This window comes from Bacillus sp. EKM501B (genome assembly GCF_011800505.1).
Lineage (GTDB): Bacteria > Bacillota > Bacilli > Bacillales > Bacillaceae_G > Bacillus_A > Bacillus_A cereus.
Map to the genome: position 1 here is coordinate 25,719 of NZ_JAALFZ010000015.1, position 21,030 is coordinate 46,748.

Below are 21,030 nucleotides of genomic sequence, written 5' to 3' on the forward strand. Positions count from 1 at the left end.
GAGTGGGGAAAATGAAAAAAATTCTAGTAACCGGTTCTTTAGGGCAAATTGGTTCTGAACTAGTAATGAAACTTCGTGATGTATACGGCGCATCAAATGTTATTGCAACAGATATTCGTGAAACAGATAGTGAAGTAGTAACGTCTGGTCCATTTGAAACGTTAGATGTAACAGATGGACAAAAACTACATGATATCGCAAAGCGTAATGAAGTAGATACAATTATTCATTTAGCAGCTTTACTTTCAGCAACAGCAGAAAAAAATCCGTTATTCGCATGGAACTTAAATATGGGCGGACTTGTAAATGCATTAGAAGCAGCTCGTGAATTAAACTGTAAGTTCTTCACGCCAAGTTCTATCGGTGCATTCGGTCCATCGACGCCAAAAGATAATACACCGCAAGATACAATTCAGCGTCCTACTACGATGTATGGGGTAAACAAAGTGGCAGGAGAATTACTATGTGATTATTATCATCAAAAATTTGGCGTAGATACGCGCGGTGTCCGTTTCCCAGGTTTAATTTCTTACGTAGCTCCTCCAGGAGGCGGAACGACTGATTATGCAGTTGAAATTTATTATGAGGCGATTAAAAAAGGTGCATACACCTCATACATTGCTGAAGGAACGTACATGGACATGATGTATATGCCTGATGCTTTACAAGCGATCATTTCATTAATGGAAGCTGATCCAAGTAAGCTAGTGCATAGAAATGCATTTAACATTACAGCAATGAGCTTCGAGCCAGAGCAAATTGCAGCGTCAATTCGTAAACACATTCCGACGTTTACAATGGATTATGCAGTAGATTCAGCTCGTCAAACAATCGCTGATAGCTGGCCAAACTCTATTGACGCAACTGCAGCAATGAAAGAGTGGGGCTTTAAAGCAGAATACGATTTAGACAAAATGACAACTGACATGCTGGCTAAGTTAAAAAAAAAGCTCACAGCTGAGTTAGTGATGAATTAATAGGAAGAGTCGATTCTTAGGAATCGGCTCTTCATTATTTTTGGGAGGAGAGAAGTCTTATGCAAAGAGTTGATGTCGTATACGCACTAATACATGACGAAGAAACAGATAAAATATTAATGGTACATAATGTAGAACAAAACGTTTGGTCATTGCCAGGTGGGGCTGTGGAAAAAGGTGAAATATTAGAGGAAGCACTAATAAGAGAAGTGAAAGAAGAGACAGGTTTAACCGCCTTGGCTGGGGGGCTTGTTGCGATCAATGAAAAATTCTTTGAAGAATCAGGGAATCATGCACTATTTTTTACATTCCGAGCGAATGTAGTAAAAGGGGAACTTATTGCGGAAGATGAAGGTGAAATTTCTGCAATAGAGTGGGTAGATCGAACAATTGCGAATGAGCGTTTCCCATACTATGACGGAGGATTTGAATCTTTATTAGAAGTAGCCATTCCATACAAGTTTCAACCAGAAACAAAGTAATTGAACGAAAAAACAGGAGCCACAAGGCTCCTATTTTCTATTCAATCGTCTTCAGTAATAGTTTTTTCAGCAATGGTTTAATCTTCAATCGTAAATCTTCAGCATGATTTGCAACTAAGAAGTGATGGTTATAAATGTTTTTCATCAATTGATAAGTTGCTTCTTTCGCTTCGCCTTCTTCGATGAAGATACCGATTACTTCCATACCACTTTTACGCGCGAGTTTAACAGCTTCATGCGTATCTAAAATTCCGTCTTGTTGATAGTCTAGCGCAGAAGGCTCACCGTCTGTGAAGACTAGTAAGAATTTATGTTTCTCAGGTCTTTTGGCAAGTTTTTCAGAAACGATACGAATAATATATCCGTCGCGGTTATCTTCTTCTTCACGAAGTTGCATAATTTCTGGACCAACGTTTGGCAACGTTGAGTTTTTATAATTTACAACTTCATGGATAACGTTCGGCTTATCTTCAGGTTTAGCGCTAGAGGCATCTTCCCAAAATCCGCTAATAGCGTGCGGGATTTTTAAAGACTTTAAAGCTTCATGGAATAGTACAACACTCTTCTTCGTTTCTTCCATTTTGTTATACATAGAACCAGAACAGTCAACTAATAGTTGGAATGCAACATCGAGTTCTTGTGACTCTTGTCCTTTTTTATAAAACATACGCGGTTGTTTTTCGGTATAAATACGAAGGAATTTCTTACGAAGTCTTCCGTAATATTTATCACTATTCGCATTCGTTTTATTTTCAATTGTTTTTTCGATAATTTTCTTTAATTCTTTTACATCTTTATTGACGACTGATTTGATAGCTTGGTAATCTTTTTTCTCATCTGAGTTTGGTTTGCGAGCTTCTTTAAAAGTATGAGAAGCACCTACATTATACTTACCGTATGCACCGTCGTGCTGGCTAGAAGCGTGTGAAGCCCTTGCTTCTTCTGTATCAGCGCCATCAAAGTTGGATTGTGTACTTTTTTGTGAAGTACCTTGTACAGAACCAAGTGCTTGGTCGCCATCTTCTGATTCACGGGCAGTATCACCCATCATATTAGTTTTTGTTCCGCTTTCTAATTCAAAGCGTAAAAAGTTCTCGTTTTCGTTATTTTTATTTTCACGATGCCATGTGGAGAAACTTTCATCCATTTTGTTTTTATTTTCATCGTCATCTATAAGCTGCGTATCATCATTTGCTAAATCTTCGACGCGACAGTTCTTTTCGTCTGCAAGGACAGATAAGTAAAGTGGAGCATGTCCGAAATAGTTGTTAAGCATATCGCTTTCAAGAAGCGCCTCTAAGCGATAGCGAATTTTCTCAACGATATACATAATATCTTCTGTATTACGTGCTTGGAATGTTTCATGTAAAATCGCTTCAATTTGCTCAAAATATTCATTATTAAACATTTCGTATTTATCGCTAGTTAATGAAAGATAGCATAGGCAAAATAGACGATCACCGTGATAATTACGAACACGGTTTATTTCATTTTGAGAGCCGAAATAATTGCGGTACATTTCTTTTCGACGTTTAAAAACATGCTTCGTGCCAGGACGTAAGTTCTTTACGATTTCCTCAACGCGTAAATCTTCTAATAGAACAAATAATTGTGTTAAAAACTTTTTTAGGGGCGATTCTTGCAATTCAATCGCATAAGAACGAATTAAAGTCATGTCCGAGTAATGTTTATTACCAAGTGCTTTTAAGAACACTTCGCTTTTTAATCCGATTACTGTATCTTCTTCTTTTCGATCATCCCAAAAGTGACTAATGACAACCTTCTTTTCAATTTCGTCGTAGTATGCTTTATAGCCATATTCAAGATAGGCATCGTCTTCTTTTAGAAGGGCATACATTAAGTTTTCCATTTGTAGAAACAGCGACGCATCAATTTTTTTGTCACTAAAAATTTGTCTCATAAATTATCCCTCAAAGAAATAACTTTCTGCTAATTCACGGACAGTCATTTGTTCTGTTTCATCATTAAGTTTTGCAATTATGCTTCGTTCAATCGCTCGCATAACAGGAATATATACACCTAAATCACATGCGTCGATAATACCACGAATACTTGCTGCTTCTTCACTTACACGTCCATCGCGAGCTAAAGGCATAAGGTCGCTTGCAAATGCAACAAACTTTTCAATTGTTGCAACATCATTTAATTTTGATTCTGCTAATAATAGTTCTTTTAATGTATCACCTTGAATGTAAGGAACTTCAATAATAACGAAACGGTTTTTTAACGCTTCATTTAGTTCACTTGTTCCAACGTAACCTTCGTTAATCGCAGCAATTACACGGTATTCGTCATCACCGTATACAACCTCTTGTGTAAATGGGTTTGTAATCATTTTACGGTAATCTAATGCGCCGTGAAGAAGTGGTAACGTTTCAGGTTTTGCCATATTGATTTCGTCAATATATAGGAAGTGACCGTTCTTCATTGCTTTCATAAGAGGACCGTTAACGAATGAAACTTCAGATGCACCATCTTTCGTTTGTAGTGTGTTGTATCCTAAAATACCCTCTACATCTAAGTCGACAGAGCAGTTAATGCTATGCATTGGTTTTTGGAATAAAGAAGAAAGAGTTTCCGCTAGTACTGTTTTACCACTACCAGTCGGTCCTTTTAATAGAATGTTCTTGCCAAGAAGAAGTGCTGTAATCGCATCTTCAATAATGCTATTATCAGACGCTTTATATATTTTCGTTCCGATTAAATGTGCATTTTCACCAGCTTCTTGTTTATTCTTTTCATGAATCGTAGAAAGCTGTTGTTTTAAATCAGCATGTATATGAAATTGTTCTAACATGTATTTCCCACCTAACATTATTTTCATAAAGTAATACATCTTATGATAACTTGTTTTAATATGGTATGCAAAGAAAAGGAAGGAGGATAAAGGGAAAAGAAAAAGCAATCAAGATGAAGTTGATTGCCTACAGTAAAGGAGAAATGAGCCTCATGAAAGACTCCAATATGCGTTTTTTTATACTTCTTTTTTGGAAAGAGTTCCATTTAATTTCAGTTGAATGTTTAAAATCTTCTTCAAAATCACGTTTAATGTCGTGAACTGTTTTTGATTCATAAAGCACGCTAATAATTTCGTAATTCAATTCAAAGCTACGTACATCCATGTTCGCTGTTCCAATAGTTGCAATTGTATCATCAACGAGTACAATTTTTGCATGCATAAAACCATCTTTATAACTGTAAATAGAAGCACCAGCTTTTAAAAGCGGAGTGAAATAGGATTGAGATGCTTGATCACTAATGATGCTATCACTTTTACCTGGATATAAAATCCGTACATCTATTCCGGCAATTGCACTTAAGCGTAATAATGTTAAAGTTTCTTGATCTGGAATAAAGTAGGGTGTAGCGATCCAAATGGATTTTTTTGCAGAGCCCATAACAGCTAATAATGTATTACGAATACTTTTATCATCGGAGCTTGGTCCGCTTGCTACGATTTGAACAGCACCTTCTGCATTTGAAATCTCTTTACCTGGGAAGTATTGTCTATTCATGAATTGATCCCAGGAATAAGTATTTAAACCACTAGAGGCATAGAGCCAGTCTTCTAGAAAGATTGCTTGTAATTTATATAATGCTTTTCCTTCTATTTTTAAATGACTATCACGCCAAACAGGAAATTTCTTGGAACGGCCAAGATATTCATCACCGACATTGAGTCCTCCGGTAAAACCAATTTTTCCATCTACAATAACAATTTTTCGATGGTTACGATAATTGACAGTTTCAAGTAACCAAGCTGAAAAAATAGGGTCAAATTCTACAATTTCAATCCCAGCTTCTTTCATAGGTTGCAAAAATCGTCGTCGTAACGTATTACTTCCAAGGCCATCATAAAGGAAGCGTACAATAACACCATCTTTTGCTTTTTGTATTAAAGCATCTCGAACTTTTGTACCAATTTCATCAGATTTATAAATGTAGTATTGAATATGTATATGATGCTTTGCCTGCTCTATAGCTCGCAAAATTTCTGAAAATGTTTGATCTCCGTTTGTTAAAAGTTTTGTAGTTGTTTTATCTGCGGCAGGACCACCTCCAAATTTTTGTATGACTTCTGTTAAATGTATGGAACGTTCATTTAGTGGGACTGTGAGTAATAACTCTAGTCTTCTTCCTTCTAATATTTCACGGAATAATTTTCTTTGTTCTTCTGAACGATGGAGATGTTTTTTTCTTCTCCAGCGGCTGCGTCCGAAAATAGCGTATAAAAGCACACCTATAATAGGAAGAAGTGCTAATACTAAAAACCATGCTAACGTACTTTGTGGAGATCTATTTTCTATAAAAATAACGAATGAAATTCCGACAATTGTGATGGACCATAGAGCACCGACAAATGTATATAACGAAATATACGATGTATTTAATAGGAACAGAACGATAGATACAATTGTAAATATTAATAGTAATTGAACGATAGGCTTCTTCATTTCTATATAATTCCCCTAATCTTTTTTCAATATAGACTTCTTAAATAGAAGATGTAATATGACATCTTTATTATAAGGTGTTTTGCTTTTTTTACAAAATATAGACATTTCACCTATACTTTCCGCATTTGTCCTACATACAGTGTACTATCCCATTTTTTATCCCACTCTTAACGCATATGAAAATGAAAAAATCGAAAAGGAGCGGAGAAACATGAATTATATAGAAAATAATGGATTGTACTATCGAAATCATCATCATGGAGGACACAATCATGGTGGACATCATCACCATGGAGGACACAATCACTATGATCACCATCATCATCACGGAGGCGGATGGGGCTGGGGTGGTGGTAGTTCATGGGGAGGCGGATTTTTCCCTGGAAGCTTTGCAGGAGGAGTGTTAGGCGGACTGACAGCTGGTGCATTAACAGGTGCAACAAGTGGAGGATATTATCCGGCTCCATATCCAGTAGCTTATCCATCACCATACCCTGTAACGTATCCAATGCCATACCCAGGTTATCAGCAAATACCATATTCGTATTAAACTAAAAAAGAGGCTATCCTCTTTTTTAGTTTAATACAGTATTTATTTATAAAATAATTCCAAAGTTAAGGTGGAAATATGTTAATATTTTGTTATTGTAATTCAAAAACATGCACATTAATGTAGATTTTCATATTATTATTTGTGAATAGTTATGTAGTATGATCTAATTTCTATTTCGTTATTAAAAACAAAGAGATCAGATATGAGTGGTATTAGTTGGAAACAAGGCTTGCATAGAGCTACTTAAAAGGATTGCGGTATAATAAGGCGCGAAGTAATTAGAGATATGGGAAGCTACCAGTTATAATTGAAACGGTATAATATTGCTTTTTATTACAAATAATATTATGTTATTTTAATCGGTTTATTTAAAAAGATAATTTATGTAAAGGGCTAGTATTAGAAAATGAAATATCTCTATTTCTATGAAGAGAAACAGGTTGTGTTTTAGTCAGATAGAAGCAAGGAGAGATGCGCATGCTAGAACAGAGAGGTCATGCATTATATGACTCTTCGTTGCGAGATTTAAAGTTAGCATTAGATGAGTCTTCAATTGTTGCAATTACAGATCGAAAAGGTCTTATTACATATGTAAATGATAAATTTTGTGAAATCTCTAAATACAAAAGAGAAGAATTAATTGGAAAAGATCACCGTATTTTAAATTCAGGTCATCATCCGAAAACCTTTTTTCAAAACTTATGGAAACGTATTTTGAATGGGAAAGTATGGACAGGTGAGATTCGGAATCGAGCAAAAGATGGTACATATTATTGGGTCAAAACAACAATTGTTCCATTTTTAAATGAAAAAGGAGAGCCTTACCAGTTTATCGCAATACGAAATGATATTAGTAGTAGAAAAGAAGCGGAACAGAGGTTGCGGCTAAGTGAAAGTCGTTATAGGGAACTTGCCTATCATGATGCTTTAACGAGTTTGCCGAACCGTTTGCAATTAATAACGACCGTTAATAAATTGATTGCAGATAAAAAAGAATTTGGTATGATTTACTTTGATTTGGACCGTTTTAAATTAGTAAATGATACGTTAGGTCATATGATAGGGGACTTACTTTTAAGCGAAGTCGCTTCAAGGTTGCATTATGTACTAGGAGAGAAAGATGTTCTGGCTAGGCTAGGTGGCGACGAATTTGTGCTGTTAACAAAAAATCATAGACAAGATGATATGAGGCAGTTAGCGACATCTGTGTTGTCATGTTTCCAGGCACCATTTATTCTTGAAGGCCATGAAGTATATATTTCAGCTAGTCTAGGACTTTGTTCTTATCCACAAGACGGACAAGACGTGGAAACATTATTGAAAAACTCCGACTTAGCTATGTATAGTGCAAAAGAACAGGGGAGAAATGCTGCATGTTTCTTTACAGATGAGCTACGCGCGAAAATAAATCGTAGAATGAAAGTTGAGTTTGCTTTGCAAAAGGCAATTCGTGATGAAGAGTTAGATGTAGTATTGCAGCCTATTATTGATTTGAAAACGAAGAGATATTCTGGTATAGAAGCTCTAGTACGCTGTATGACAGAAGACGGACCTATTTCACCAAACGAATTTATCCCGGTAGCTGAAGAGTCTGGACTTATTATAAAGCTAGGAGACTGGGTATTAGAAAAATCGTGCCGATTGTTTAAAACATTGCCCAATTATCAAGAAGGACTAAAGTTATCAGTGAATTTATCTATACAACAATTAATGCAGAAACGTTTTATTTTCTCTGTACGTAGCATTTTAAAGAGAACTGGTTTTCCTCCGAACCGTTTAATATTAGAAATAACGGAAAGCATAGCAGTCCGCCATTTTGATTATATTATTGCTACATTACAAGAATTAAGAAATATGGGTGTTTTAATTGCTTTGGATGATTTCGGAACTGGCTATTCTTCCTTATATTATTTAAAACAACTACCACTGGATATTGTAAAAATTGATCGTAATTTTATTCGTGAATTTCATTATGATCACGCACAACCAGAACGAACGATTGTAAAATCCGTTATTGAAATTGCTCATAGTTTAAATTTAGCAGTAGTTGCTGAAGGAGTAGAAACAGTAGAGCAAGAGAGTTTGTTACAATCAATGAGCTGTGATTATGTACAGGGATTTTATTATGCGAAACCTTTATCTGTAGGAGAGCTAAAAGAAAAGTTAATTACAGATTTTTAATAAAAAAGAGAAGCCAGCAGCTTCTCTTTATTTAATCCGTTTTTTGTGAGTCTTTCATTAGTACTGGATAAAGAATAAGACCTAATACGAACAATCCAATTCCTAAGAAGAATGTTTTTAAATCAGCAGTTCCCGTTTTGATAACCCAAATAGAGTATACCAACGCTAATGTCGTAATGATTCCATCTTTTACTCGAGATCCGGGCAGTATATCATACGTTTCTCCTGTAATAACTAATTTTAATTGGTACAAGGTAGAAACAAGGTATGGAATTAAATAGGCTAATGTTGCTACGACGATAGCGAAACTATACGCTTCTGAAACAGTACCAGAAATCGTTGAAAATAAGAAAATTTGCGTCATTATATTTGTAATCAATAGTGATTTTGAAGGACTACCTTTTTTATTTGTTTTCCCGAAAAACTTAGGGAAAAGTCCATTTTTTGCTGCCTGGTAAGGTACTTCTGAACTAACAACAATCCAGCCAACTGTAGATCCAAATAAAGATATAAGAGCGAGTAAGGCCATTATATATGCACCTTTATTTCCAATTGCTAAATTTAATGCATCTACTAACGGTTTTTGAGACTCCTTTAAAGCATCTTGCGGAAGAGCTCCCATTGTAAGTAAAGTAATTGACATGTAAATAAGAAGAGCGATAATTAATCCGAAAATCGTAGCTTTTTTTACATCGCGCTGTGATTTTGCACGATTAGAAAGCATAACTGCTGATTCAATACCGATAAATGCCCAGAGTGTTGCAATAGCAGCTGAATTGATTTGGCCACCTAATGAGATTGATTGTCCTGCTTCATTCATAAAGGTTTGACCGTCTCCGAAATTAGAGGCGTTGAAAATGAACAATGTAATTACAATAAACATTGTAAATCCGATAATTTTTGCAATAGTAGCAAGTAGATTCATATTTCCAGCTCGATCAATATTTTGCGAAAGAATATATTGAATTCCCCACAGCATAAGGCTACATACGAGGAAAGTTAATCCTTTTCCGAGCTCCAGTGAAAATCCATTTATTGAAAAAAGAATTTGCTTACTTTGTAAAACTGGAAAGAATGTTGATAAATATCCAGCAAAGGAAATAATAACAGATGCTGTTGCAGCCCAGTTAGCAGCCCAATATCCCCATGCCATACTATATCCTGCAACTTTACCAGCTTTTTTTGAAGGAAACATCGCTTGAGCATAGCTTTGTGGTCCAGCTTTTAATTCTGGTTTCCGAATCGCTAAATTTCCAAATACAAGTGCAATCATAAATACGCCAAGGCCTGTAATACTCCATGCGAGTGTAGAACCCATTGGACCTGATACTTGTGCTAAATTTGCTGGAAGCATAAATACGCCACCGCCAACCATATTCCCGATAACAAATGCTGTTAAAACCCATAATCCCCATTTTTTCGTTTCCATTTTTGTTAACTCCTTTGTAGTAAGTTTTGCTTAAACATCATTTTTTACTAGCTTTTTGACAATAAAAAAAGAGCCATGTAGATAAAAAAATACCTACATGGCTCTTTTGCCAAAGCGTAGGTACAACGGGAATAACCCTTGTACCTACGCGTAATTTTTCCGCTAGGTTTCAAGGGTTACGTATGATGATGATGTTTTTGTGCAAATGTAACTACAGTTGTTGTATAAGTAAGCATAGTTCTTTGCTCCCTTTCTCCTCTGATTTTGAAGTTAGTATACTACATGTTTTTTTGAATGAAAAGAAAAATATAAAAATTTTTATAAAAATACGTTTTAAAGATTAAATATTTACCTATATTTTTCTTGTACTGGAAAATAAGTGAGAGATTGGCAGAAGAGTGAAGCATGTTATAATACATATAGAATTAGAAGGTGACAAGGGGCTATTGTAGATGATGAGTAAGTATGAACAAATTTATACAGAAATCAGTAAATCTATTGATAATAAACAATTAAAAGAGGGATGCAAAATCCCATCAGAAACAGAATTAATGAAGCAGTATGAGGCAAGCCGAGGCACGGTGAGAAAAGCTGTAGATTTACTGCAAGAACGTGGGTATGTGCAAAAAATTCATGGAAAAGGTGTTTTTGTTTTAAAGCGAAAAAATATTGAATTTAATTTTGGCGGTATTGTAAGTTTCCAAGAAGAAAATGAACGTTTGGGACGTCATTGTATTACGGAAGTTGTGGAAATGGACAAAGAAAAAGCCACAAAAGAAATTGCAAAATTATTAAATGTAAAAGAAAAAACAGAGATTGATCATATTAAACGTGTACGAAATATTGATGGAGAAAAAGTAATTTTAGATATAAATCATTTTGTATCTGAGTTTATTCCAGGATTAACGAAAGAAATTGCAACTGCATCGATTTATAAATACATCGAGAAAGAGCTTGGGCTACATATTAGTTATTCGCAGAGGGTAATTGAAGTACAGCCATGTACAGAGGATGACAGAAAGTATTTAGATTTAAATGGAACAGACTATGTTGTCGTTGTGAAAAACTTTACACATTTGTATGATGGAAGTCAGTTTGAATATACAGAATCACGCCACCGTTTAGATATTTTTCACTTTTCGGATGTGGCACGCAGGAAGTAAAGAGGTGGAACAAAATATTGTTTCATCTCTTTTTTTTATAAAAAAAACACAAACTCGTATATACGAGTGTTGACTAACTTATATATACGAGTTAATATGTAATTGTAAACGGTATCAAAAAAAGAAAAGAGGGACGGGAATATGGGGAAAGACTATCGTAAAACAGCAGAGGAAGTGTTGCAGTATATTGGTGGGAAAGACAATATTGAACAAGCTGCACATTGTGTGACGAGGCTCCGTATCGCTTTAAAAGATGAAAGTAAAATAGATAATGATAAATTACAGTCTGTTTCATTAGTGAAAGGAGCGTTTCATAACGCTGGTATATTTCAAGTTGTAATTGGTCCAGGAGATGTAGATCGTGTTTACGCTGAATTGATAACGCTTGCGGGTATGAAAGAATCGACTGTAGCTGACGTAAAAGACTCTGGAAATCAGAAGTTAAATCCAGCTCAAAAGTTTGTAAAAATATTTTCAGATGTATTTATGCCGATATTACCAGCGATCGTAACGGCTGGTTTACTAATGGGTATTAACAATCTATTAGGCGCAAAGGACTTATTTTTTGATGGGAAAAATTTATTAGATGTTTATCCGAACTTAGGCGGGCTTTGGGATTTAATTAATATGATGGCCAATACAGCATTCGTATTCTTACCAGCACTTGTCGGGTGGTCAGCAACGAAGCGTTTTGGTGGTAGTCCAATACTAGGGATTGTTATGGGATTAATGCTTGTGCACCCGGCCTTATTAAACGCTTGGGACTATGGAAAAGCAGCGACTGGTTTAGACGGACAAAAGATTGAGTACTTCGATATTTTAGGACTGTTCCAAATTGAAAAGGTAGGGTATCAAGGTCAAATCTTGCCGGTTTTAGTAGCTGCATTTGTGTTAAGTAAAGTAGAAATTTTCTTAAAGAAACATGTACCAAATGCAATTCAATTATTAGTTGTACCAATTACAACAATCGTTGTGACAGGTGTGTTAGCATTAGGAATTATTGGTCCGGTTACACGTCATATTGGAGATTTATTAACAGTAGGATTAGTAGGTGTATATGAAACAGTACCAGTAGTTGGAGCAGTATTATTTGGAGCGTTATATGCACCACTTGTAATTACAGGTATGCATCATATGTTTATTGCAATTGATTTACAATTGATTGCACAACATGGCGGTACATTTATTTGGCCGATGATTGCTCTTTCTAATATTGCGCAAGGTAGTGCGGCACTTGCGATGTTCTGGATTTCTAAAAATCAAAATGATAAAAGTATGGCATCAACATCAGCCATTTCAGCATACTTCGGTATTACAGAACCAGCGATGTTTGGTGTGAATTTACGAAATAAGTTCCCGTTTTATGCAGCGATTATAGGGTCTGCTGTGGCAGCGATATTCATTACATTAAATGGTGTATTAGCACCTGCTATCGGAATTGGGGGATTGCCAGCATTTATTTCTATCATTCCGAAATCGATTCCAATGTTTATTGTCGGAATGATTATTGCAGTTGTAATCCCATTTACTTTAACATGGTTATTTGCAAAAAGAGTGAAACAGAAGTAGGAGGAAGTTAAACATGAAGGATTGGCATAAAAGTGTAGTCTATCAAATTTATCCGAAGAGCTTTAATAGTTATTACAATAGAGAAACCGGTGATATAAAAGGGGTTACAGAGAAACTAGATTATTTAAAAGAACTCGGAGTGGATTATATTTGGTTAACACCGATATACCAATCACCACAAAATGATAATGGATATGATGTAAGTGATTATTACAGCATTGATCCATCTTACGGAACGATGGAAGAGTTTGAAGAACTTTTAGCAGAAGCGAAAGTACGTAACATTGAGATTATGCTGGATATTGTTGTAAATCATAGTTCGACTGAACATAAGTGGTTTAAAGAAGCGAAGGAAGATAAAAATAGTCCATATCGTAATTACTATATTTGGCGTGATGAAAAAAATAATTGGCAGTCTAAGTTTGGTGGATCTGCTTGGAAATATGATGAGAAGACGGAGCAATATTATTTACATTTATTTGATGAAACACAAGCTGATTTAAATTGGGAAAATGAAAAACTTCGTGAAGAAGTATATGATATGATGCGTTTTTGGCTGGATAAAGGGGTAACAGGATTTCGATTAGATGTCATTAACTTAATTTCAAAAGACCAATGCTTCTTAAACGATGAAGGTAGTACTGCGACAAGTGATGGACGCAAGTATTATACAGATGGTCCGCGTGTTCATGAATATTTACAAGAGATGAACCGAAATGTTTTTGCAGGAAAAGATGTCATTACAGTTGGAGAAATGTCATCTACGACAATTGATAATTGTATTAAATATTCTAATCCTGAGCGTAATGAATTAAGCATGACGTTTAGTTTCCATCATTTAAAAGTAGATTATCCGAATGGTGATAAGTGGACGAAAGCAGAGTTTGATTTTATTAAATTAAAAGAGATTATGTCTAACTGGCAAATTGAAATGCAAAAGGGCGGAGGATGGAATGCGTTATTTTGGTGTAATCATGACCAGCCTCGCATCGTGTCACGCTTTGGTGATGATGGAAAGTACCGAAACGAATCTGCAAAAATGTTAGCGACAGCCATGCACATGCTGCAAGGAACGCCTTATATTTATCAAGGGGAAGAAATCGGTATGACGAATCCTAAATTTGAGTCCATCGAGCAATATCGTGATGTAGAATCGTTAAATATATACGATATAAAGCTAAAAGAAGGGCTATCAAAAGAAGAGATTATAGGGATTTTAAAGCAAAAATCTCGTGACAACTCTCGCACTCCGATGCAGTGGAATGAAGAGATGAACAGTGGTTTTACAACAAGTACACCTTGGATTTCAGCGGCTGAAAATTTTAAAGAAATAAACGTAGAGAAGGCATTAGAAGATAAAGAGTCCGTATTTTATCATTATAAAAAGTTAATAGAGCTTAGAAAAACGTATGATGTAATTACAGAAGGAGAATATGCTATTTTGGATAAAAATGATCCTAAAATTTGGGCATATACTCGTACTACAGAAAGTGAAGTACTACTTGTTATAAATAACTTCTATGGAGAAGAAATAACGTATTCAGTACCAGCGCACGTTCAGTTAGATGGAATGAAACAAGAAGTACTACTGTCGAATTATAAAGATGCCAGCAAGGATATTGCAAAACTTAACTTAAGACCATATGAATCAATTGTGTATCGATATACGAAATAAAAAGGTTGTATGCCCGAGCGGCATACAACCTTTTTATTTTAAGACACCACTATACAAAATGCTTACTTCTACTTCAGGTTTGAATTTTACTTTTGCATAATCTTTATTCCAATTTTTTTTCTTCCATAAGTTAGGATGATAAGCGATAAGATGTCTTCCAATACCGAAAGCATCACAATTTGCTTTTTGTAGTTTTTGTGTTATTTTTTTCGCTTCTTTCGTGAGTTGCTTAGAAAGTTCTTTATTTAGTTTTTCTCTATCGTCCATTGTATACATATTATCTCTTGGAGATTCAAGTGCTATAACTTTTAATTGGAGCTTAATGTGAGCATAAACATTTCCTTTTTTATCTGTTGTTATTTTTAAGTCGCGTTTTAATTTTCGATTACTAATTTCCATTGTTAAATAATCAGATGTCTTCTCAGATTCATCACTAGTCAGTTTTTGGGTTATACGGGCACTTGTTCCCATTTTTCCGGTTAATAACACGAATAAAACAGATTGTTGCAAAGGTAAATGCCCAGTTAATTTATCATTGTTAAATAAAGCTAACCCGTTTGTAACTACTTCTTTTCCTTTTATTTTTATAGAAGGAAGGGTAAAGTCTTTACCGGGATCTAACATTTTTGTAGCAGCTGTTTCTAAAGTTTCTTTTGGAAATACACTCATATCTTCTAAGCTTTTCACTTTTTTCTTTAGAAAATCTCCAATTAGTAAATTTCCTATTTTCTTTTTTTCGAGTATCTCCGATGTTTCACCATCTACTGCAATAAGTTTTACTAAAGCAGTTGGGTTTGTTGGATCTCGAAAGCTGACATCTAAATAGGGGAGTATACCCTTTTTTAGAATTTTGGTTCCGAGTAATTGAACACCATATTTAAAATAGCGAATATTCCCAGTCACATTTTTTTTTAGGGTATCGCCTGTATCCATTATGTTATGCCCGGTTGCTGAATATATTTCATTCTCAAATGAAGATTGCTCTCCGCTTGAACTTTTTACGAGCTCGATTGTTTGCTGGAGTTTATTCTCTTCCGTAATATCAGCTCCAACGCTATAAGCTAAACTTGCCTCCCTTAATGGTTCTTGATCCCAACAGCCAGAAAGGAGGGAACTAGCACATAATATTAAAAGTAATTTAACTCTTTTTGGGAACATACTGTTCTCCTTTCTTCTTTCTTATTATTGAATAAAGTAGAAATAAAAGAGGGAGAACAACGATGAAAATATAGGTGAACTTATCAGTGAAAGTTGAAATTACTTTTAATTCTTCAGGTGTATCTATAAATAAGGCTACACTAAAAGCAATAATACCAACGATTGGAACAGCCTTTTTATGATTAGCAAGGTTGAATATATGTCCAATTCCGATTGAAGCAGCGCAGTAATAACTAGCAATAGAAGCGACAACTGTTATCATCCAAATTGGGATGAAGATTAGGTCCGTTCGATCTATAATTCCAATATGCAAGGAGCGTAATAAGTAAGCAACTGGCTCTGGAATAAGCTCAATTTGCTTTGGACTAAATACGATAAAGCAAATCCAAACGGTAAAAGTATAAAAAAGAGTTACAAATCCATTGGCGATAGAAATGGCCTTCAGTTTTGCAATAGAACTCCCATTTACTTTTGGGAAAGCGATAAGAATAATTTCAAAACCATACATGGCTGTAATTGTTTCCTTGGATGCTTGAATTATATTCCACCATCCGGCTTCTGTAATAGGAAAAATATAAGAGAAATCAGCTCGTGAAAGCCCTAGGGCAATTAAAAGAGCCATTGGAATAATGAGAATAGAGGCCATGACATAAAATCGTACGATGACTTTAAATGTGTTATAAGCTACATAACAACAAGCTACTGTACATAATATGAGAATTGCAGACCACGGAGTTGCGTGTAAAACCCATACTTTAATGACGTTACAAGCATTCAACATAACCGTCATACCGATAAGGGTAAAATAAAAAACATAAGAAAAGCCCAATAGTTTTCCTAACTTATTACCAAATAGCATACAAACACTTTTATACATATCTGCATCAGGAAATCGTTTTAAGAAAAGCCACATAAGTAAAATAATAAGTTGAATGGCAAGCCCCGCGATGAGCGCAGAAATCCAACCACCACCTTTTGCTATCGGATGAAGCCGGTTAGGTAGAGATAGTATACCGACCCCAATTTGGCATTGAATAACGAAAAAGGTAAATTGAACAAGTGAAATTTTACTTTGCGTGTTTGTCACCGTCCTCATCCTCTCTCGTTACATGTTGGCGCTGCATTTTTTTCGGTTTTGGATCATGTGGTCTTTCCCAAAATGACCAAATTGGTAGTCTTATGAAAGAATCTTTCATATCTTTAATCCGCATCGGGGCAACAGGAGAAAGATATGGTGTATGAAATGAATGAAGCTGACATAAGTGAACGAAAGTTATAATGAGACCGAATGATATTCCTACATATCCGAATATGGCAGCAAGGAGCATTAATGGAAAACGAAGAATCCGAACTGCTGAACTCATATCGTTTGATGGAACGAGAAAAGATGAGATTGCAGTTAAAGCTACAACGATGATCATTGTGTAAGAAACGAGTCCAGCTTTTACAATTGCATCCCCAATTACTAAACCACCTACAATACCGATTGTTTGTCCAACGCGGCTCGGCAAGCGAATACCAGCTTCTCGTAATAACTCGAAAATTAACTCCATTAAGAGAGCTTCAAAAATAGGAGGAAGCGGTACTTTCTCTAATGAAGCTTTAATCGTATACACAAGTTCGAGCGGTAACACATCAGGATGAAAAGCAACAGTTGCAATATATAAAGCTGGTAAGAGAAAGGCAATTAAAAAACTTACTAAGCGAATCATTCGGACGAAAGAACCGACAATCCAACGGTTATTATAATCATCTGGTGATTGATAGAAAGCAAATAACGTAACAGGAACGATGAGCGCTGTTGGATCTCCATCAGATAAAATAGCAACACGCCCTTCCATTAAATTAGCAACAGTTCTATCTGGACGCTCTGTATTTAATTGCTGCGGAAATGGGGAGAAAGACGTATCCTCTATAAATTCTTGTATGTATCCTGGTGGCATAAGTGCATCCGTTTTAATGGTTTCCAATCTTCTTTTCACTTCTATAACTAAATCGTCATTCGCTATATTTTGCATATAAGTAATTGCCACTTTCGTGTGCATTTCTTCACCGAGTGTAAAATACTTAACAACTAAATTTGGACTCTTAATGAGTTTACGAATAGAGGTTAAATTAGTTGCTAGATCCTCTACAAAACCAGTATGTGGACCGCGCACAACTCCTTCATTATCAGGCTCTGCTATATCTCTCTTTAAAGATAAGGTTGTTTCGAAAATACAAAAACTGTCGACGTGTTCATGAAAATATAAGGATTTACCTTGTAATAAAAGTTGTATCCCATAATTTAAATTCGTTTCTTTTTTCATATTTAACGTAGAAAAAGCTTTATCTAAAGATAAATCTGATCGCGTTAATAATGGCTCAAGGACTAACTGATGAATTAGATTTGGATCTGCTAAAGATTCGATATATAAGATTGCTCCTTTTCCGTTTTGAAAAGGGAGATCTAATTTTTTTATATCATCAGAATGAGAAAGTTTATTTTCAATGTAATTAATGTTCTCCGGAAGTGATGGAAACATATGCTTTTGGTTTTTACTCTCTTGTTGTTCTTTTTGCTCTGTCATAATTTCCACCTCTCTTAAAGTGCAATTGTTTCTGTTAATTTTTGTCGTTTGTGAGAAATTTATGCTTGAATTATTTTAAAAAAAGAGGATTGAAGGTTACGTTACATTGTCTTTTGTGCATTATTCAATTTCATAGCAGTACTTCTAACATTTGTGTCGAATTAAGAAGATATATAGGAGGGATACATATGGAAATAGCTGTAGAACGTGTTTTTACGAAAGAGATTTTAAAAAGAGCAGCGAATTTGTTTCATGTAACAGTGGAAGAAAAGCCACTTGGAGATTTTGAGAATTATATTTTTAAGGCGAAGGGTGATAATGATGAAGATTACGTATTACGTTTAACACATTCTTCTCATCGTTCTAAACAAGAGGTAGAGGCCGAACTAGATTTTTTACGATATGTTGCGGAGAATGGGGCAAAGGTAGCAGGACCTCTTTATTCAACGTCTCGAAATCTCGTAGAAGAAATCGTAGCAGAGGATGAAACTTTCTTTTTCGCTTCCTTATTTACATATGCAAAAGGTGAGCAAGTAAAAGGAGAGGAATCGCCTTATTGGGGCGAGCCTCTCTTTGAAGCATGGGGAAAAGCGATTGGGCAACTGCATCGCCTTACAATGGAATATCCTAAAACAGACTATCGTGATACGTGGGAAGAAGACGAGAGTGGGATTGTTAATGAACTAGAAGATGATCAAGTGAAAAAAATCGCTGCGGTATTAATGGATGAGATAAAGGCTCTTTCAATTGAAAGAGAAACGTTCGGCCTTATGCACGGGGATATTCATCCAGGTAATTTTCATTATGATGGTAAAGAGTTAACAATCTTTGATTTTGATGATGCAGCTTATAATTACTTTATACATGATTTAGCGATGGTTCTTTATTACTCTGTTCTATTTACACCGTGGACAGCAGAAGAGAAGACAGATTTTGCTCGTAAACAGTTACAAGTGTTACGAAAAGGATATGAGTATGAGCACAGGCTGGCGGATAGTTGGTATGAATCGTTGCCACTATTTTTACGTTTACGTGATATAGGTTTATATGGAACGCTTCAGAAGAAGTTTAAAGGGAAAGATATGCCTGATAACTTCTTGAAATTATCAGAAGAGCTATACGAAAGAATTATTAAAAGAGAAGCAATTGTGAATATATAATACATTTAGTTCAAAACAAAGTATATAAAACAAATATATACTTTGTTTTTTTATACAAAAATATGTTTACTTTATTAAAATAATATTGTCCTAGATTCGGTATGCACTTATAATTTTATATATATTCTGAATATTCTTTATAAAGAAGGAGGGGGAATGTTGGAAACTTTCGTAAATTGGTTAAATAATATTGTTTGGAGTCCAGCACTTGTTTATTTATGTTTAGGAGTAGGTTTATATTTTTCCATTCGAACGAAGTTTTTACAAGTAAGGCACGTAGGAGAAATGGTGAAGCTGACATTTCAAGGAGAAAAATCAGAGGCTGGTGTTTCTTCATTCCAAGCGTTAGCACTTTCGTTATCAGGACGTGTTGGGACAGGGAATATCGCTGGGGTAGCAACAGCGGTTGCATTCGGTGGACCAGGAGCTGTATTTTGGATGTGGGCAGTAGCCTTTTTAGGGGCAGGATCAGCTTATGTAGAATCAACACTCGCGCAAATATATAAGACGAAACATCAAGGGCAGTTTCGTGGTGGACCTGCTTATTACATCGAAAAAGGTCTAGGAGTTAAATGGTATGCTTTAGTATTCGTTGCAGCGACAATTCTTGCAACAGGACTTTTACTACCAGGCGTACAAGCAAATAGTATTGCTGTAAGTTTAGAAACGGCTTTTGGTATTAATACTACCGCATCAGGGGCTATATTAGTTGTCGTATTAGCTCTTATCATTTTCGGTGGAGTAAAGCGAATTGTTAACGTAGCGCAAGTTGTCGTACCTTTTATGGCAATAGGCTATATTTTAGTAGCTTGCGTCATTGTTGCTATGAATATTGAAAAATTGCCAGAAGCATTTATGTTAATTATAAGAAGTGCATTTGCATTAGAAGCTGCTTTCGGTGGTATTATCGGTTTAGCAATCTCTTGGGGGGTAAAACGTGGTATTTATTCCAATGAAGCAGGACAAGGGACTGGACCACACGCAGCAGCAGCAGCCGAAGTATCACATCCAGCTAAGCAAGGTTTAGTGCAAGCATTTTCCGTTTACATTGATACATTATTTGTTTGTTCAGCAACAGCATTTATGATGATTATTACAGGCATGTATAACGTATTTGATGCAAGCGGAAAAAACTTTATCGTTAATAAACTAAACGGTGCTCAGCCAGGACCAGGATATACACAGGCGGCGGTAGAATCTGTTTTCCCTGGATTTGGAAACGGTTTCGTTGCAATCTCGTTATTATTCTTCGCGTTTACAACAATTATGGCGTATTACTACATTGCAGAAACGAATATTGCGTACTTAAATCGTGATAAAGACCGTCCTTGGATGTCTATGGTACTAAAGTTTGTATTTTTAGGAGCTGTATTCTATGGATGTATAAAAACAGCAGCAACGGCTTGGGCTTTAGGCGACATTGGGGTAGGAATTATGGCATGGGTAAATATCATTGCGATTTTACTATTACAAAAACCTGCATTAGTCGCATTAAAGGATTATGAAAAACAGAAAAAAGAAGGAAAAGATCCAGTATTCGATCCAGGGCCATTAGGAATTAAAAATGCTGATTTTTGGGAGCATGAATACGGGAAAGATAAGAAAGAAGAAGTATCTTAACAGAATAGAAATGAA

16 protein-coding genes are annotated in these 21,030 nt (G+C 35.5%); 9 read left to right on the forward strand and 7 right to left on the reverse strand.

The genetic code is table 11. The features are described from left to right. Positions 1–11: 11 nt before the first annotated feature. Positions 12–977 (forward strand): L-threonine 3-dehydrogenase, encoded by a 966-nt coding sequence (locus HFD78_RS22180; RefSeq protein WP_000723129.1) that lies wholly within the window; start codon positions 12–14, stop codon positions 975–977. A 59-nt stretch (positions 978–1,036) separates the two neighbouring features. After that, on the forward strand, positions 1,037–1,459 hold the full coding sequence (locus HFD78_RS22185; protein ID WP_001189940.1) for an NUDIX hydrolase: 423 nt from the start codon (positions 1,037–1,039) through the stop codon (positions 1,457–1,459). Positions 1,460–1,496: 37 nt separating this feature from the next. On the opposite strand, the gene HFD78_RS22190 is transcribed toward HFD78_RS22185, so the two are convergent. From HFD78_RS22190 to HFD78_RS22200, 3 genes are all read right to left on the reverse strand, one after another. Further along, on the reverse strand, positions 1,497–3,380 hold the full coding sequence (locus HFD78_RS22190) for a vWA domain-containing protein (RefSeq protein ID WP_001248851.1): 1,884 nt from the start codon (positions 3,378–3,380) through the stop codon (positions 1,497–1,499). A 3-nt stretch (positions 3,381–3,383) separates the two neighbouring features. Next, a complete protein-coding gene (locus HFD78_RS22195; protein ID WP_000892973.1) occupies positions 3,384–4,277 on the reverse strand; it encodes an ATP-binding protein in 894 nt (297 codons plus the stop codon). Positions 4,278–4,404: 127 nt separating this feature from the next. After that, entirely contained in the window at positions 4,405–5,934 is a 1,530-nt protein-coding gene (locus tag HFD78_RS22200) for a cardiolipin synthase (protein ID WP_000743031.1), read from the reverse strand. A 214-nt stretch (positions 5,935–6,148) separates the two neighbouring features. Between HFD78_RS22200 and HFD78_RS22205 the strand changes: the two genes are divergently transcribed. Together HFD78_RS22205 and HFD78_RS22210 are read left to right on the forward strand one after the other, a co-directional pair. Beyond that, positions 6,149–6,487: a hypothetical protein gene (locus HFD78_RS22205; protein WP_001106403.1), complete on the forward strand. Its 339-nt coding sequence runs from the start codon at positions 6,149–6,151 to the stop codon at positions 6,485–6,487. Between the two features lie 480 nt (positions 6,488–6,967). Beyond that, entirely contained in the window at positions 6,968–8,671 is a 1,704-nt protein-coding gene (locus HFD78_RS22210; RefSeq protein ID WP_000893350.1) for a putative bifunctional diguanylate cyclase/phosphodiesterase, read from the forward strand. Positions 8,672–8,702: 31 nt separating this feature from the next. Here the strand turns inward: HFD78_RS22210 and HFD78_RS22215 are convergent, their stop codons facing one another. Continuing rightward, complete coding sequence (locus HFD78_RS22215; protein ID WP_000448444.1) at positions 8,703–10,100, reverse strand: amino acid permease; 1,398 nt, start codon at positions 10,098–10,100, stop codon at positions 8,703–8,705. 452 nt (positions 10,101–10,552) lie between these two features. On the opposite strand from HFD78_RS22215, the gene treR reads away from it, so the two are divergent. The 3 genes from treR (at position 10,553) to treC (ending at position 14,507) form a co-directional block, all read left to right on the forward strand. Then, positions 10,553–11,263, forward strand: coding sequence for a trehalose operon repressor (gene treR, locus HFD78_RS22220; RefSeq protein WP_000987242.1), 711 nt, complete (start codon positions 10,553–10,555; stop codon positions 11,261–11,263). Between the two features lie 141 nt (positions 11,264–11,404). Beyond that, entirely contained in the window at positions 11,405–12,832 is a 1,428-nt protein-coding gene (gene treP / locus HFD78_RS22225) for a PTS system trehalose-specific EIIBC component (protein ID WP_000513940.1), read from the forward strand. A gap of 13 nt (positions 12,833–12,845) precedes the next feature. Further along, the gene (treC, locus tag HFD78_RS22230; RefSeq protein ID WP_000656144.1) at positions 12,846–14,507 is read left to right on the forward strand and encodes an alpha,alpha-phosphotrehalase; all 1,662 of its coding nucleotides are present in this window, start codon (positions 12,846–12,848) and stop codon (positions 14,505–14,507) included. Between the two features lie 33 nt (positions 14,508–14,540). Here treC and HFD78_RS22235 read toward each other — a convergent pair whose 3' ends face one another. Genes HFD78_RS22235 through gerKA form a run of 3 tightly spaced genes read right to left on the reverse strand, consistent with a single transcriptional unit; the run spans position 14,541 to position 18,235 of the window. Then, positions 14,541–15,665, reverse strand: a complete 1,125-nt coding sequence (locus HFD78_RS22235) for a Ger(x)C family spore germination protein (protein ID WP_191968112.1) — start codon at positions 15,663–15,665, stop codon at positions 14,541–14,543. Then, positions 15,646–16,752 carry a GerAB/ArcD/ProY family transporter gene (locus tag HFD78_RS22240; protein ID WP_000185796.1) on the reverse strand — a complete coding sequence of 369 codons (1,107 nt, stop codon included), beginning with the start codon at positions 16,750–16,752 and terminating at the stop codon, positions 15,646–15,648. Before HFD78_RS22240 ends, HFD78_RS22235 begins: the two co-directional genes overlap by 20 nt. Next, positions 16,733–18,235, reverse strand: a complete 1,503-nt coding sequence (gerKA, locus tag HFD78_RS22245) for a spore germination protein GerKA (RefSeq protein WP_000139248.1) — start codon at positions 18,233–18,235, stop codon at positions 16,733–16,735. The genes HFD78_RS22240 and gerKA overlap by 20 nt, the downstream gene beginning before the upstream one ends. Positions 18,236–18,423: 188 nt before the next feature. On the opposite strand from gerKA, the gene HFD78_RS22250 reads away from it, so the two are divergent. Both HFD78_RS22250 and HFD78_RS22255 read left to right on the forward strand, forming a co-directional pair. Then, positions 18,424–19,395: a phosphotransferase enzyme family protein gene (locus tag HFD78_RS22250; protein WP_000401641.1), complete on the forward strand. Its 972-nt coding sequence runs from the start codon at positions 18,424–18,426 to the stop codon at positions 19,393–19,395. A 159-nt stretch (positions 19,396–19,554) separates the two neighbouring features. Beyond that, entirely contained in the window at positions 19,555–21,015 is a 1,461-nt protein-coding gene (locus tag HFD78_RS22255; protein WP_000447396.1) for an alanine/glycine:cation symporter family protein, read from the forward strand. The last annotated feature ends 15 nt before the right edge of the window (positions 21,016–21,030 follow it).